This is a genomic window from Priestia aryabhattai B8W22, from assembly GCF_000956595.1.
Taxonomy (GTDB): Bacteria; Bacillota; Bacilli; order Bacillales; family Bacillaceae_H; genus Priestia; species Priestia aryabhattai.
Genome location: NZ_JYOO01000017.1, coordinates 61,505 through 76,279 on the forward strand (window position 1 = coordinate 61,505; position 14,775 = coordinate 76,279).

15 protein-coding genes are annotated in these 14,775 nt (G+C 41.0%); 2 read left to right on the forward strand and 13 right to left on the reverse strand.

Features of this window, described 5'->3' with window-relative positions:
* Positions 1 to 41: 41 nt before the first annotated feature.
* Positions 42 to 872 (forward strand): LCP family glycopolymer transferase, encoded by an 831-nt coding sequence (locus N178_RS14605; protein ID WP_045293075.1) that lies wholly within the window; start codon positions 42 to 44, stop codon positions 870 to 872.
* Here N178_RS14605 and N178_RS26025 read toward each other — a convergent pair.
* The 8 genes from N178_RS26025 to N178_RS14635 all read right to left on the reverse strand — a co-directional run bounded on the left by N178_RS26025 (position 823) and on the right by N178_RS14635 (position 7,827).
* Entirely contained in the window at positions 823 to 1,095 is a 273-nt protein-coding gene (locus N178_RS26025) for a hypothetical protein (RefSeq protein WP_080890194.1), read from the reverse strand. The genes N178_RS14605 and N178_RS26025 overlap by 50 nt on opposite strands.
* 130 nt (positions 1,096 to 1,225) lie before the next feature.
* Positions 1,226 to 1,870: a cupin domain-containing protein gene (locus N178_RS14610; protein ID WP_045293077.1), complete on the reverse strand. Its 645-nt coding sequence runs from the start codon at positions 1,868 to 1,870 to the stop codon at positions 1,226 to 1,228.
* A 108-nt stretch (positions 1,871 to 1,978) separates the two neighbouring features.
* On the reverse strand, positions 1,979 to 3,301 hold the full coding sequence (locus tag N178_RS14615; protein WP_237758478.1) for an MATE family efflux transporter: 1,323 nt from the start codon (positions 3,299 to 3,301) through the stop codon (positions 1,979 to 1,981).
* Between the two features lie 62 nt (positions 3,302 to 3,363).
* Positions 3,364 to 4,497 (reverse strand): DUF2087 domain-containing protein, encoded by a 1,134-nt coding sequence (locus N178_RS14620; protein WP_045293080.1) that lies wholly within the window; start codon positions 4,495 to 4,497, stop codon positions 3,364 to 3,366.
* Between the two features lie 166 nt (positions 4,498 to 4,663).
* Positions 4,664 to 4,801: a hypothetical protein gene (locus tag N178_RS27055; RefSeq protein WP_169746671.1), complete on the reverse strand. Its 138-nt coding sequence runs from the start codon at positions 4,799 to 4,801 to the stop codon at positions 4,664 to 4,666.
* Positions 4,802 to 4,900: 99 nt separating this feature from the next.
* Positions 4,901 to 5,359, reverse strand: coding sequence for a VOC family protein (locus N178_RS14625; protein WP_045293144.1), 459 nt, complete (start codon positions 5,357 to 5,359; stop codon positions 4,901 to 4,903).
* A gap of 263 nt (positions 5,360 to 5,622) precedes the next feature.
* On the reverse strand, positions 5,623 to 6,486 hold the full coding sequence (locus tag N178_RS14630) for a GRP family sugar transporter (protein ID WP_014461163.1): 864 nt from the start codon (positions 6,484 to 6,486) through the stop codon (positions 5,623 to 5,625).
* Positions 6,487 to 6,849: 363 nt separating this feature from the next.
* Positions 6,850 to 7,827 (reverse strand): carbohydrate kinase family protein, encoded by a 978-nt coding sequence (locus N178_RS14635; protein WP_016763311.1) that lies wholly within the window; start codon positions 7,825 to 7,827, stop codon positions 6,850 to 6,852.
* A 455-nt stretch (positions 7,828 to 8,282) separates the two neighbouring features.
* On the opposite strand from N178_RS14635, the gene N178_RS14640 reads away from it, so the two are divergent.
* Positions 8,283 to 8,609, forward strand: coding sequence for a cyclic-phosphate processing receiver domain-containing protein (locus N178_RS14640; RefSeq protein WP_014461165.1), 327 nt, complete (start codon positions 8,283 to 8,285; stop codon positions 8,607 to 8,609).
* Between the two features lie 217 nt (positions 8,610 to 8,826).
* On the opposite strand, the gene N178_RS14645 is transcribed toward N178_RS14640, so the two are convergent.
* The 5 genes from N178_RS14645 to N178_RS14665 form a co-directional block, all read right to left on the reverse strand.
* Positions 8,827 to 9,663 carry a formate/nitrite transporter family protein gene (locus tag N178_RS14645; protein ID WP_080890195.1) on the reverse strand — a complete coding sequence of 279 codons (837 nt, stop codon included), beginning with the start codon at positions 9,661 to 9,663 and terminating at the stop codon, positions 8,827 to 8,829.
* 24 nt (positions 9,664 to 9,687) lie between these two features.
* Entirely contained in the window at positions 9,688 to 10,458 is a 771-nt protein-coding gene (cobA, locus tag N178_RS14650) for a uroporphyrinogen-III C-methyltransferase (protein WP_045293082.1), read from the reverse strand.
* 70 nt (positions 10,459 to 10,528) lie between these two features.
* Positions 10,529 to 10,855, reverse strand: coding sequence for a nitrite reductase small subunit NirD (gene nirD, locus N178_RS14655; protein WP_013055862.1), 327 nt, complete (start codon positions 10,853 to 10,855; stop codon positions 10,529 to 10,531).
* An 18-nt stretch (positions 10,856 to 10,873) separates the two neighbouring features.
* Positions 10,874 to 13,288 carry a nitrite reductase large subunit NirB gene (gene nirB / locus N178_RS14660; RefSeq protein WP_045293084.1) on the reverse strand — a complete coding sequence of 805 codons (2,415 nt, stop codon included), beginning with the start codon at positions 13,286 to 13,288 and terminating at the stop codon, positions 10,874 to 10,876.
* Positions 13,289 to 14,017: 729 nt separating this feature from the next.
* Positions 14,018 to 14,764 (reverse strand): SGNH/GDSL hydrolase family protein, encoded by a 747-nt coding sequence (locus tag N178_RS14665; RefSeq protein ID WP_045293086.1) that lies wholly within the window; start codon positions 14,762 to 14,764, stop codon positions 14,018 to 14,020.
* Positions 14,765 to 14,775 lie beyond the last annotated feature (11 nt).

Consider the following 14,775-nt stretch of genomic DNA (forward strand, 5'->3'; position numbering starts at 1 on the left):
TGGCAATACTACGAACGAATTCGATAGAAAAAGGTGAGACGATGAGCAGCAAAGCAAAAAAAGAGTGGATTGGCGGTCTCGTACTATTTTTACTCGTCAGTTTTGTCAGCATCACGTTTGCAGGCTATCATACGGTGAAAGCTGCCGTTGATCAAACGTATGTACCGCTTGAGCATGGTAACAAAACACACGTCAATCTAAAAAAAGGACAACCGTTTTCCCTGCTTTTAATTCAAGAAAACCATCAAAATACGTCATTTGTATATATGACTGTTAATAAGCAGCATGAATCAATAAAAATGACCCACTTGCCCGGGTCAACTCAGCTCGGCGATGAAACGCTGCGAACTGTTTATCACCAAGGAAATATGAATGCTGTTGTAAAGAAAGTCGAAGCATACGCAAAGCTTCCTGTGGATTATTATGTCAAAATGGATCAGCAGGCAGTCGTCGATGCTGTAGATAAATTAGGCGGCATTATCGTCACAAACAAACGTGCTTTTGAACACAGCAACATTGTTTTTCCAAAAGGATCAATTCGCCTTAACGGAAAAGAAGCGCTTGTTTATTTAAAGGAGCGTAATGAACAAGACGTCTTTACTGCCCATGAAAGGCAGCTGTCTGTAGCAAAAGCCATTTTCAGTCAAGCAGCCACGGTACCCAACGTTGCAAAGCTGCATTCTCTTGTATTTACGCTGGCTGATCACATTGAAACCAACGCAACGTTTAATGATATCAAACGGATTCAAAAAACCTACAAGCCGGCCGTTGCTCACGTAGACAAGCAGCAGTTTCCGCAAAACGAATGGAACCAAAAGCAAGTCACAACGCGGCTGTATAAGCACTTAGAACGCAGCGAGCTGTTTTTATAAAAAACGCTTCACGAAAAAGAGGCTGGGACACAACAAAATGAAACCAATCTAAAGACGACCAAAGGAGATACATAAGCTGAACTGCTTGTGACACCGCAGTTGATTTCCGTGCAAGACTTCGCTTTCCGCGGGCGGCCGCTGAGCCTCCTCGTCGCTTGCGCTCCTGCGGGGTCTCATCTGTTCCGCTTTTCCCGCAGGAGTCTTCGCCTTGCCCTCCAATCAACTGCTAGAAGGAATGAAACAGATGAAATCTACGTTCACCATAACAGAAAAATGAACCGTGAATTAAACATTTTGATTCATGGTTCGTTTTTCACTTCGCCTAGAAGACTTTTATCCCAGCCTCTTTTTTGCTACTTATCTTCAGCAGGCACCACTTTTTCATTTATTTTCACCACAATTCTTTCATCCCGTTCGTCTTTGAGATAGCTCTTTTGATAAAAAGAATGATCATGAGGCGGTCCAATCACAACTGTATCCGTAATCGGCGCGACGGCTTCTGCTACTTCGCTTGCGCTTACTCCGTATGCTTTTTGAAACACCATCGGAGGCGTTAAGCGCAGCACGTCGGATCCTTCTGTAGACTCAAATTGATCATTGTTAAAAAAGAGATGAAGATGCGCTTCTTCCGATAGAGGTTCAATCCAATGCCACCAGCCCATCGGTATAAAAACAACTTCCCCTTCTTTTATTTGGTAATTGTGCATGCTGCTTGTATCAGGGTCCAAGATAGACACCTGCACTTCACCTGAAACGACGACATCTAATTCCCAAGCATTTGGATGCCAGTGCGGTTCTCTCATATGCCCTTTTGTGATATATAAATCAACAAACGCTCCTCCGAGCATGGCAGGCAGCTGAGTTGAGGTTAGCTGATACGCTATATTTTGATCATTTCGTTTGAACAGGACGTTTTGCTTATAGTTTACTGACAGATTAGGCGTTCCTGAGCTTTTTTTGATATTTGAATTATCCGGCACAAATCCAGATTTACTCATAGTGTCATACCCTCTTTTCATTAAAAAGTTATATGCACTATCCTATTAAAACTTTTTGATAAGGGTGTTTTAATTAAAAAAATAAAAACGAGCGTTTCCACTCGTTTTTTATCCGACAAGACGTTCAATTTTCTTTTTCTTCCATACAAATTGATAATAGCTGTACTGCAGGATTAAGCTGACCACAAACGCCGCTGGATACCCAATCCAAATCCCTTTGATTTCAAGAGACGTAAACTGCGATAACACGTAAGCTACAGGCACTTCTACACACCAAATAGCCATAATACTAAATACCGTAGGCCAAAGCACCGTACCGCTTGCTCGCATCGTAGCGGTAATAATTTGTGCATGACCGAAAATCAAGTAGCTCCAAAGCGTGATCACTAACAGCTCTTCGGCAATACGGAGCGTATGCTGACTGGTCAAAAACAGCGCTAAAATTTGATTGGAAAAGAGATAAATAAGTAAAATCAACACGCTGCCAATGACGTAATTCAGCATAATTCCAGAGCGAATCACTTCTTTTAAACGTTCAAATTTATTGGCGCCAATCGACTGCGCCGCAAAAATAGAAACGGCAATTCCTAAGCTGATTGCCGGCATTTGTACATAGCTTGCCACTTGGTTCACCGCTCCGTAAGCTGCCGTAGCGTCTGAGCCAAATCCATTTACAAACGTAATGACCGCAATTTCAGAAAGAGAAACTAAAATCATATTGATACTAGCTGGAATTCCTAAACGCATAAGCAGCTTTAAAAGCGTTCCGTCCATTTTTAATGAAATAGATGAGTCAAACTTTAACGGATGATTTTTCTTGCGCAAATAAACAACCATAATAATGAACGTTAATACGGTTGAAAACACCGTTGCGTACGCAGCGCCGTACACGCCAAGCTTTGGTACTCCGATCCATCCAAAAATTAAAATCGGAAGAAAAATGATATTTAAGACCGTACTCACAACTAAAAAGTAAAAAGGCGTTTTAGAGTCTCCGGTTCCGCGCATAAACGTCGTATAAACAAAGTATAAAAACAAAACAGGAATTGCCACAAACAAAATGCGCGCATAGTGAACCGTTACGTCAATAATATTAGCCGGCGTTCCCATAATCCGAAGAATATCCGGAGCAAATATGCTTCCCAAAACAGCAAGCACAATTCCGACTAAAAAGGTAAACGTGAGCGTGGTACCGATAATTTCTTTCACTCGTTTTTCATTTTGTGCCCCGTACGCCTGCCCGATTAAAATCGAACTTCCTGAACCAATTCCAATTGAAAACGACACGAGCAGAAAAAACAGAGGAAAAAAAGCGGAAATAGCTGCTAATGCATCAACGCCAAGCGCTCTTCCGACAATAATACTTCCCGCCAGCTGCCCAATGGACTGCATGGCGTTGCTTAACATGAGCGGAATCAAAAACACAAGCATCAGCTTACTGACGGATTTTTCTGATTCCACTACTTCACTTTTAACATCTTGATTCTTCACACCTATTTCTCCTTTGTATCAGCTTTAGGCGAATGATAGCCTTTTTCGCCGTAAGGCTGCAGCTTCTCTAACCATTTCGCTTCCAGTTTCAGCAAATCCTTTTTTGAAAGTGCTTTTTCTTCTTCTCTTTTAATCGTTTCCAGCATCTCAATTGAAAAAGCATCTGCTCCGTACGTATTCCACTCGTTTTGAAGCTCTTTATTTTGATGAGTGTTCGTCTTCAACGTGAACTTTACGCCGTTTAACGTTTTGACGTTGGGCGTAGAGCCAATGTAAATCTTATCGTTGTGAAGGTTTTTTATTTGATACACGCCGCCTTCTGTTTTTACTTCTTTCGCTAGCTGCTTCATTTGCTTTTTATAGCCTTTTGAGTCCATACTCATCCCTGTCTCTCCTTTTCTCCAGTAGCTGCTTCCGTCTGCGCTGCGCTCTAAGAAACCGTACTCAATTAAATAGCGTCGCAGCACGGCATAGTCGTCATAAAAAGGTGCTAACCTATCATTTACTTCTTTTTCCGTATACGTTGTGCCAAACTCAAAATGCCCGCTTAATTCTTCAAGAACAACAAGACGGTGTTTTTCTTGCAAGTGAAAAGTACGAAGCGGTCCGTTTAAACCTTGCGGGAAATTCTTCGCTAAAATTTTTTCTCGTTCTTCATCACTTATGCTGCAGCGCTGACTTCTTTTAGGCGCTGCAGTGGATGCCGGTAGCTTCTTCTCTTCTTCTCCGTCATTCAACAGTTCCATCAGCGTTAAAAACACTTTGGCCTGACGCTCCTTTTTCTTTAACGTAAAGCGGTGATTCCGAATGGTCGATGAACTGCCGATTCCCATTTCTTTTTGAATATCACTATCGCTTTTTCCTTCCTTAAAAAACTTCACTAAATTTTTTTGATGATCAGAAAGACCGGTTACCTCTTTATCTAGCGCTATTAAATGTTGGAACACAGACCCGTGCTGCTGTTCCACATGAAGCTTCATATAACGTTTTGCTTCATAAAAAACACCTTCCACCGGATAAATAATGCCTTTTTCAATGCTTTCACCGCACAGTAAGCAGTGGTAGTGCTCTTCGCTTTCCCCGTACCCTTTCTTCATATCTTCAAAAGATGATTCCCAAAACAAATCGTTTACCATATAAATAGACACCTCTATATTTTGTTTATTAATTTATAAACAAATATATTATATGTTTATAAATGTGTCAAACTTGCGTTTATGATACACAAAAAAGGTTGAGACATAACGAAATGAATCCAATCTAAAGACGAACAAATGGGATACACGAGCTCATATAGATCGCTTATGACACCGCAGTTAATTTCCATGCAAGGCTTCGCTTTCCGCGGGCGGCCGCTGAGCCTCCTCGTCGCTTGCGCTCCTGCGGGGTCTCACCTGTTTCGCTTTTCCCGCAGGAGTCTACGCCTTGCCCTCCAATCAACTGCTAGAAGGAACAAAACAGATCAAACCTACGTTTACCATAACTAAAAAAAGAACTCCTAATCAAACATTTTGATCAATGGTTCGTTTTTCACTTGAGCTAGAATAATTTCGTCTTGGACTCTTTGTTCCATTCACTTAAATAGGGAAAATCCTTAGATACGACAGGCTTATCATTCAAAAGCGTAATCAACTCCAAGCGGTTGCCGTCAGGATCATTAAAATACACGCACGCCGCTGGCATCCACGTATGAACAATCGGCTCTGTTTGCGGTTTTCCAAACGACGTTTCTTCCGGTTCAATTCCTTTTGAACGCAGCCATGTTAATGCTTCATGAATATCTGCTGCTTCAATTCCAAAAGCAAAATGACTTCTTTTCAGCTCTTTTTCGTCTGTTTCCCAAAGCCCAAGCATCTGCTTTTGGTCCCCCACAAAGAAAAAAGCACAGCGCCGCTCTTCAATTTTATGAACAAACGTCAGCCCAAGACGTCTATAAAACTCAATTGAATCCTCCAAACTCCGAACCTGCACATGCGTCTCATAAATACTCTTAATCATAGCCTCTCCTCCATCCTTTTCTACTACTATAAGCCATCTCACACCGAACAGCTTCCTAACAAAGAATGAAAAACATTCCGTCTTAAGAATGAGAAACCCTCAACAGGAACATACAGCTTTGAAATTCAGAAGAGCACTAAGGTTTTGATCTTGACTTTGACTAAGGTTTTGAGGCTACCCCGCAAGGGGTGCCTCAAAACCTTAGGTCTAAAAAAACCCCCATGGCTGCACTTTAGCCATGGGGGTTTTTCTACATCGATACATTAAGCATGGGCTTTTGCGAGGCCGATACAAATACCGCCTGAAATAATCAGCACACTCGCAAGAGATACATAGAATAATTGACGCTTTGTTTTCTTTTCTCCCAAGAAGACAATACCGCCAAAGATAGAAATAACAATACCCATTTGCGATAATGAAAAGCTTGTTGCTACGCCTAGTCTTGATTGAGATAAGAATAAGAACATGTTTCCAGATGCCCAAATTAGACCTGGTAAGATATTACGAATCGTATATTTGTTAAATGGCTTATGTTTGTATGTAATGATTAAACCGCCAATTAACATACCAATTGCTTGCGGGAATAGTGCTGCCCATGCGTCTACGTTGAAAATACGTGCGATAACGACGTAAACTAAGAATCCAAGACTTGAAATGATAAGAGTGATAACTCCTTTTTTCGTTTGTCCCGGAGTCCCTTGTGCTCCTTCTTTTTTACCGTCTAATGAAGAAAGCACAACGCCTGCTAGTATTAAAAGAATCGCAATAGATCCAAGTACAATCGTTTGAAGCGTTGACCATTCTTTAAATACAATAACACCAAAAAGAGCTGTTGATACTAATTGCATACCCGTTGAAATCGGCATTGACTTTGAAACCCCAAGGTATGGAACACTTTTAAACTGATTGCTTTGACCTACTGACCAGAACAAACCTGAAACAATTCCGACAATAACAAGCGTTGGCGTTAACACCGGCTGAACAATCATAAACTGAACAAATGAAAGAATTAAAGCTCCAATAATTGTTCCAAGCGTTTGACTGTAAGGTCCACCGCCCATCTTCATACTAACTAAAATCATGCTTCCCCACGCAACGGAAGGAAGAACACCTAGCAAAATATCCATCTTTCTCTTAACCTACTTTCCTATTTCTAATCTATGTACATCGTATGTAACGACCTGCTGCTTTTCTTTCACCAAGGGCTACGCGCTCGCTTATTCCCCCTTGAATATCCCCCCAAATGTTCTACATCGATAAATATATAACGTTTTCATAAATGGTGGTAAAACTGCTACTTTTTGCTGCTCGTATTATACTAACACGAACATTTATCGTTTAGCTAGAAATTTTTTTGATTATTTTTTAAAAACAGAAAAAATTTTTTTCTTCTTGCTCCGCAGCTCGCTTCTTCCTCTTATGTGATCTGCAATCAGCAGAAACGAGCGCCTCTGCTGATTGAAAATAAGAAGAGATAAAGCCTTTTCATTTTAGTTAGCTACAGGCTTACAAAATTGCTCTACTACTTCTTTGGCTGGAATGGAACTGATTGCACCTTTTCCAGTTGTCGTTAAGGCACCGCTTGCATTGGCAAAGCGCAAAATAGCATCGTGGTCTGAGTCAAGAATAGCCGTTAAGTTTTCTTGTGACACATCGCGGCTTAATAGCTGATAAAGGAATCCGCCAATAAACGCATCTCCTGCACCTGTTGTATCAACAACTGCTACTTTGTAACCGTTTGATTCATAGACAGCTTCTTTTGTATAAAGCGTTGCGCCTTCTGCACCTTTTGTGAACACAACTACTTGAACGTCACCTGTAAATAGAGACTGAATCGCTTGCTGTTCATCTTCAATTCCTGTGATAAACGCTAGCTCGTCGTCTGAAATTTTGACAATGTGCGCTTGAGGAATAAATTCTAAAATTGTTTGACGGCATAGCTCATGATCTTTCCACAGCGGAAGACGTACATTTGGATCAAAGCTGATAACTCCGCCTTTTTCTTTCATGCTTTTAATCGCTTTCATATGAGCGTATTTCATAGGGCTTTCAACTAAATCAACCGAACAGAAATGAAGAACATCGTTGCTTGCAAACCAATCAGGGTTAATTTCGTCTTCTGTTAGCAATAAATCTGCTGAAGGATTACGATAGAAGCTGAAATCTCTTTCTCCGTCTTCACGCAGAGAAACGAAAGCTAAAGCTGTGTTTGCTTCTTCTGTACGATAGACCATATCAGTACCTACTCCTACTTCACGAAGCGTATCTACTAGAAAGTCTCCAAACGCATCTTCTCCAACTTTTGTAATAAGCGCTGACTCATTACCGTATGTAGCAACAACTGCTGCAACGTTTGCCGGCGCTCCGCCTGGCACACGCGTAAACGATTCCACTTCTTTCAATTGAAGACCTTTTTGAGCTGGAATCATATCAATTAATACTTCACCGATACTAAATAACTTACCCATTCTATTCACCTTACTTTTCTTTTTTGTCATATTGTCATACTATGTTCCAAAAAATCCTTAAATCAAATTATACGTCCCAAACATCTTTTTCGTAAAGAGAAATTTCCAATTTATTTTAAAAAAATCGCAAATTATCGTTTTTTTCTCACAATCTTTTATTCATTAAACCTTTTCCATCCCTTGTCAAATCTGGGATTTAAATGACCTTGTTAAACAAAGATCACAAAATAAAAAAAGTTAATTTCCAGTTTAAACTGTTTATCTATTCATTTTTCGTTCGACATCTCTTTCCTTATTTCCTGTTTATTCGCCTCAGATATGCAAATAATGATAAAAATTCATGTTTTTACCCCTATTTAAGAAGGAATGCAGGAAAATGTGTCGAATAGACTTAGGTAGGTATATGACATTATGTATGTTACACTAAATACAAGGCAAGGAAGGGAGAATCAGTCATGAAAATCAATGTTTTTCTAGACGACTATCGCAAATGCCCTGACGGTCATGTTTTAGCCGAAACGATTGACGAATGTATTGATCTGCTAAGATCATTCGATGTTGAACATTTGTCACTCGATCACGATTTACTCAGCAAGACACGGAATGGATTAATGCTCGTGCATTTTATGGTAAAACATCATTTATATGCCGACCGAATTACGATTCACTCCGCTAATCATTTAGGCAGCAAAGCAATGTACAACTGCTTTAAGGAAGCTCAAAAAGAGCATAAAATGCCAAACAACATTAAAATTCTAAGATGCCCTCTGCCTCTTCGATGATATCTGCACCCTCACATATTCATTTCAACAGAATCTGTCCGGATTCAATTCTCACAGACTTCCTGTTTCTATAAAATGAAGAACAATACTGCTTGTTCGATACGTATAGATGTGAATACGCTTTAAGCAGTTTATATTATATAGAAGAAACCGCTCTAAAATACCGTGATGATAGCTTTAAAAAGCAGACTATATGGTACAAAGAGCGGTTTTTTTGCTATTTAGAAAGTTTAGCAGAATCCAAGTCAGCTGAGAGAGAAGCCGGCTGCTTTTTAGCTTCTTTTAGCTGCCTAGCGTTCACAAACCAGTAGAGGCTTCCTACAAACACTCCTCCCCCTACGATGTTTCCGAGCGTAACAGGAATTAAATTATGAAATAGTCCAGCAGCCGAAATCGCATCTGGATGCGGAAGCAGTAAAGCTAGGCCAAGAAACGTCATATTTGCCACGCTGTGCTCGTATCCTGAAGCAACAAATGCAAAAAGCATCCAAAAAATAAGCATGATCTTTGCCGCATCGCTTTTAGTGCGCGAAGCCGTCCAAATCGCAAGACAAACAAGCCAGTTGCAAAGGATGCCGCGGAAAAATAATTCACTAACCGGCAAATTCATTTTTTTAGCTGCCAGCGTCATGAGTAAATGGTTCGGTTCAATTCCTTTAAACAAACCGGTTCCGGTAATTAACAAACAAAGCCCAAACGCACCTATCGCATTTCCGATAAAACACCACGTCCAGTTTTTGAACGTATCTTTCCATGTCGTGACTCCTGATAACGTACTGACCGTATAAACCATATGATTCCCCGTAAACAATTCAGCTCCTGCAAATACGACAAGCAAGAGAGCAACAGCAAATGATAACCCCATCACAAGAGAAACGACCGGTAAAGAAGCAGAAGCTAAAGGCGCTCCTACCGATAGAGCTAATATAACGCCAAGTCCCACGTAAGCACCCGCAAGCACAGCTAACAGCAAATAACTCGGCAAATAATCATTGACAAGCTTCGTTTTTTCACGGGCTAACTCATTCATTGACTGCAGTGAATTCTTAAGCAAAAGCGTTCCCTCCTTTTATTCATCTTAGACGCATACTTTTTCTTCTGATTTTTCCAAAAACCAAGAAAGAGCAGAAGCTTGCTTCACCACTTCACCAATCACAATCATCGCAGGATTGCTCACTTGCTGCTCCGCAGCCGTGTCTATAATAGTGCCAAGCGTGCCTATAACCGTGCGCTGATAAACCGACGTGCCTTGTTCAATAAGAGCGACCGGCGTATCTGCGCTTTTCCCCGCCTCTAAAAGCTGGCGGCAAATATACGGCAAGTTTTTAACGCCCATGTAAATCGCAAGCGTATCAACACCTTTTGCTAAATGCTCCCAGCGAATACTTTCCGGCTTGCCGCTCAAACAGTGTCCCGTCACAACCGCAAACGAACGGCTGAGCTCACGATGCGTCACAGGAATTCCAGCATAGGCCGGTGCCGCGATGCCTGCTGTAATACCTGGAACGACTTCAAACGGAATTCCGTTTTGAACGAGCACTTCTGCTTCTTCCCCGCCTCTTCCGAAAATAAACGGATCTCCGCCTTTTAACCGCACAACGGTGTTTCCTTTTCTTGCGTAGAATACAAGCAAATCATGAATATCGTCTTGAGAAACGCAGTGATCACCAGGCTTTTTCCCGCAGTAGACGAGTTCGGCTCCTTCTTTTGCATACTGAAGAAGAACAGGGTTCACTAGTCGGTCATATAAAATAACATCTGCTTTTTCTAAACATTTGGCTGCTTTTATCGTTAGTAAATCTGGATCTCCTGGTCCGGCTCCTACAATGTACACTTTTCCTGTCCGCATTTTGCTTCGCTCCTTTTAGTGTGTCCCCTTGAATTTTTATGGCGCGTTGAAAATCAACGCGCCTCGTTACTTATTCTTCAATTAAAAGATACAGCAAATCTCCTTCAACAGACGCTTCGTACGTGTCTACACAGCCGCTGTCAGGCTCTTGTACGTTGCCGTCATGCAGGCAAATTTTCCAGTCGTGCATCGGACAGAACACCGAGTCGCCGCTCACGATTCCTTCACTTAGCACCCCGCCTTTATGCGGACAGCGGTTTTCAATTGCCCGTATTTTTCCGCTTGATAGCTTAAACACCGCAATTTCTTTTCCGTTTACTTTCACTGTTTTACCCAGGCTTACCGGAAAATCATGAATCGACCCTACGCATACTTTTGTAATGTTTTTATTCACCATCTTTATTTCCCCCCAGCATTATGATGTGACAACTGTTTCGAACAGCTCTTTTTTCGTTTTTTTGCTTTCGACGATTTCTTTCCAAGGATCACGGTACGTAGATAACGCTTCGTCCATACGCATATTCAGCTCTCTTCTCGTCTCCGCGTCATCAAGCACTGATTGAATGTGTGAAAGTCCCATGCGCTCAATCCATGCAGACGTACGCTCTAAGTAATTAGCCGTTTCTCGGTAATACTGTAAATACGCTCCTGTGATGTCCATCAATTCTTCGTCTGTTTTTACTTTATACAACAAATCTCCGCCGCGAAGATGCGTACCTCCATTTCCGCCCACGTAAATTTCCCAGCCGCCGTCAATTCCAATAAAGCCAATATCTTTAATACCTGACTCAGCGCAGCTTCTCGGACAAGCAGATACAGCCATTTTCACTTTATGAGGCGTCCATAGTCCTTCAAATTTTTTCTCAAGCGCAATCCCAACGCCCATTGAATCCTGCGTGCCAAAACGGCAAAACTGTTCGCCGACGCATGTTTTCACCGTGCGCAGCGACTTGCCGTACGCATAGCCAGAAGGCATATCTAATTCTTCCCATACGCTAGGCAAATCTTCTTTTTTAACACCAAACAAGTCAAGACGCTGACCACCCGTCACTTTTACGAGCGGAATTTCATATTTATCAACAACATCTGCAATTTTTCGTAAATCTTCTGCATTTGTGACGCCTCCGTACATGCGAGGAACAACAGAATACGTGCCGTCTTTTTGAATATTCGCGTGCATGCGTTCATTCACAAATCGTGATTCGCGTTCATCAACGTATCCGGTTGGATTCACCATACCTAAATAATAGTTTAGCGCCGGGCGGCATTTCGAACAGCCTTCTTCATTGTTCCAGCCGAGTACATTCATAACTTCACGCGTATGCGAAAGGCCTTTTGCTTTGATTTCTTCGACAACTTCATCTCGTGACAGAGTCGTACAGCCGCAAATCGCTTCTTTTTGAGCCGTAGCGTCAAAGTCAGCGCCAAGAGTATGCTGAAGCACTTCCGCTACAAGCGGTTTACATCCTCCGCAAGAACGAGAGGCACTTGTACAAGCTTTGATTTCATCAACCGATGAGCATCCTTGTTTTTGGATAGCTTCCACAATCGTACCTTTTGTTACGCCGTTACAGCCGCAAATAATATCATCCGCGCTCATGCTTGCTACTAAACTTTCACCCGCGTTACCGCCAGATGGCTGTAAAATCGACACTTTTGCGACATCCGATACGTCTTCTTGCTTTTGAATCATTGAAAACAGTCGATTTCCGTCGCTGCTGTCTCCAAAAAGAACGGCTCCTACGATTTGATTGCCTCGCAGAACAAGCTTTTTATAAATGCCGTCTTGTTCATCGAACACTTTGATCGCTTTTTTCTCTTCATCTTCCATGAAGTCGCCTGCCGAAAACACTTCAACACCTGATACTTTTAGCTGCGTTGATAAAACCGATCCTTCATAAGGCACTTTTTCTGCCCCGCAAATCGCTTTGGCTAATGCTTTTCCTTGTTCATACAGAGGTGCTACTAGCCCGTATACCATTCCTCTATGCTCTGCACATTCTCCGACAGCGTAGATGTTTGGGATATCCGTTTGCATATAATCATCCACGACAATTCCTCGATTTACGTTAAGTCCCGCTTCTTTTGCAAGCTGAACATTTGGTTTAATTCCAACCGCCATTACGACTAAATCAGCTTCTAAAAACGTACCGTCTTTAAAAGATAATCCTTCAACTCGTTCATTGCCGACGATTTCCGCCGTTTGTTTTTCAAGCAAAAACTTCATGCCTTGTTTTTCTAATTCGTTTTGAAGCAATTTGCCGGCTGTTGGATCGAGCTGACGTTCCATTAAATACGGAGCTAAATGAATGACAGATACGTCCATCCCTAGATTTAACAGTCCCCGCGCCGCTTCTAGCCCAAGCAGTCCGCCTCCAATAACCGCTGCTTTTTTATACTGCTGAGATGCCTGCAGCATTTCATCCGTGTCTTTTATATCTCGAAAAGCCGTAACTCCTTTTTTATCTGATCCTGGAATCGGAAGAATAAAAGGAAGAGAGCCCGTTGCTAAAATTAATTCATCATATGATTCTACTCTGCCGCTGTTTGTCGCTACTTCTTTTTTTACTGAATCGATACTAGTAACCGTTTCCCCCGTATATAATGTAATATTGTTTTCTTGATACCAGTTCCAATCGTTTAACGTAATGTCTTCAACATTCGTATCTCCTTGCAGCACTTTTGATAGTAAAATACGATTATAGTTCGGATGCGGCTCGCTTCCGAAAATTGTAATCTCAAACGCTTCGTTTGAAACCTTCAATACTTCTTCAACCGCTCGAACCCCAGCCATTCCATTTCCAATCAATACGAGTTTCTTTTTTTGCATCTTCCATTCCTCCCCTGACGTCTATACCTGCTTGTTTCAAAGATATATTTTCTATGCATCTTTAAAGATATACTTAAGATATATGAATTTTCTGAATCGTTCAACTTATGTGTTAGATTTTCTAACACAGTTACGGTATGTATGCGATTCCATTACTTTAACAGCAAGCAAAAAAAATAAGTGGTCTAATTACGTTTTAATTTGGATCATCCTTTGCATTTTATTTTGTGATGTTTTTCACAACGTTAATGTAACAAGAATATGCAGCTTGGGCTATGATAAAAATCACTCCTATTAAAAATGAGCGATAGTTTGATCGTCTTGTTCTAAAGACTTGGGTTAGTATCTTATCATCTATCTTTTCATCAATATATAAATTGATTATCGCCTGTATCGCAGACCAAGCAATTCTAAATGTTTATATGTCAAAAATGACAATCCCAAAAAATTCTTTATAAAGAATTTTTTAGATAAACTGTTCTTTATAGTATTTACTATCCCTCTTGAGTTCTTTATAATGAAACAATAGAACTTTTATAAAGAACAGAATGGAGAATTGTAATGCCACTCGTAAACATCAAAAAGGTTTGGACCCCTTTAGAGATTTTTGGCTTTAAACTTTATAAGTGTAGAGATACCAAAAATTACTACTATAAAACGAGAAAAAGTCACAATCTAGCAAAATTGTAAAAAACAAGCCCTCTTTCTTTTGAAAGAGGGCTTATCTTTTTATTCTCCTGTAAACCAATTCACAACATATTCCCCCCACACCTCATTTCCTTTTTTCGTTAAATTGCCGCTGTCTTTATTTATATACTCTCCTAAATGAAACGGCCAAATGAGCGAGTGATTCATATAATATACCCAGTTTGCTTCAGATACTCCTCTGATCGCTTCTACCCCTTCTTCGTAGGACCCAGTTTGTGAAATATATGGCTGTGACGGCTGAATCATAAGGGTTTTCTTCAAGTCTTTAAGCTGATGAATCAGCTTGTCTGTATTTTCAAGCGTCTCATCTAGCGTAAGGTGCTGATAGTCATTTTTAAGAGGTGCTTCAAACAGAATAATGTTTGGCTGAAGTTGATCAATTTGATCGGCAATATGTGAGGATAAAAGCTCATCGGTTGTTTGGCTGCCGTATGAAAGTGTTTTGACCGTAAATACATCACGTCCATATGTAGCTGCTAGTTCTTTTTTTAACTGCTGAGGCCACTCTGCTTCCTTTGCGGATGTGGCAAGCACAAGAGTTAGAGGTTTTTTATTTGCGATAGATGACTGGATTTGTTTTGTGATAAAGTCTGGAAGATTTTTTGTATAAGCAGATACATCGGAAAACTGTTTTTCTTTATGTACAACAGCAGTTTTTACTTCACTTGCCTGCGCTTCCGTTTGCTCTTGCCAGTGCTGCGTCCCCGCATACATCACCGCCCCGCACAAAACAGCCGCCGCCACATTTACCCCAACCATCGCCTTCATTCAATCTCCCC

Coding starts and splice junctions, on each gene's coding strand:
- N178_RS14605 (WP_045293075.1), top strand. CDS start 42: ATGAGCAGCAAAGCAAAAAAAGAGTGGATTGGCGGTCTCGTACTATTT.
- N178_RS14610 (WP_045293077.1), bottom strand. CDS start 1,870: ATGAGTAAATCTGGATTTGTGCCGGATAATTCAAATATCAAAAAAAGC.
- N178_RS14615 (WP_237758478.1), bottom strand. CDS start 3,301: ATGCTTGTGTTTTTGATTCCGCTCATGTTAAGCAACGCCATGCAGTCC.
- N178_RS14620 (WP_045293080.1), bottom strand. CDS start 4,497: ATGGTAAACGATTTGTTTTGGGAATCATCTTTTGAAGATATGAAGAAA.
- N178_RS14625 (WP_045293144.1), bottom strand. CDS start 5,359: ATGATTAAGAGTATTTATGAGACGCATGTGCAGGTTCGGAGTTTGGAG.
- N178_RS14630 (WP_014461163.1), bottom strand. CDS start 6,486: ATGGATATTTTGCTAGGTGTTCTTCCTTCCGTTGCGTGGGGAAGCATG.
- N178_RS14635 (WP_016763311.1), bottom strand. CDS start 7,827: ATGGGTAAGTTATTTAGTATCGGTGAAGTATTAATTGATATGATTCCA.
- N178_RS14640 (WP_014461165.1), top strand. CDS start 8,283: ATGAAAATCAATGTTTTTCTAGACGACTATCGCAAATGCCCTGACGGT.
- cobA (WP_045293082.1), bottom strand. CDS start 10,458: ATGCGGACAGGAAAAGTGTACATTGTAGGAGCCGGACCAGGAGATCCA.
- nirD (WP_013055862.1), bottom strand. CDS start 10,855: ATGGTGAATAAAAACATTACAAAAGTATGCGTAGGGTCGATTCATGAT.
- nirB (WP_045293084.1), bottom strand. CDS start 13,288: ATGCAAAAAAAGAAACTCGTATTGATTGGAAATGGAATGGCTGGGGTT.
- N178_RS14665 (WP_045293086.1), bottom strand. CDS start 14,764: ATGAAGGCGATGGTTGGGGTAAATGTGGCGGCGGCTGTTTTGTGCGGG.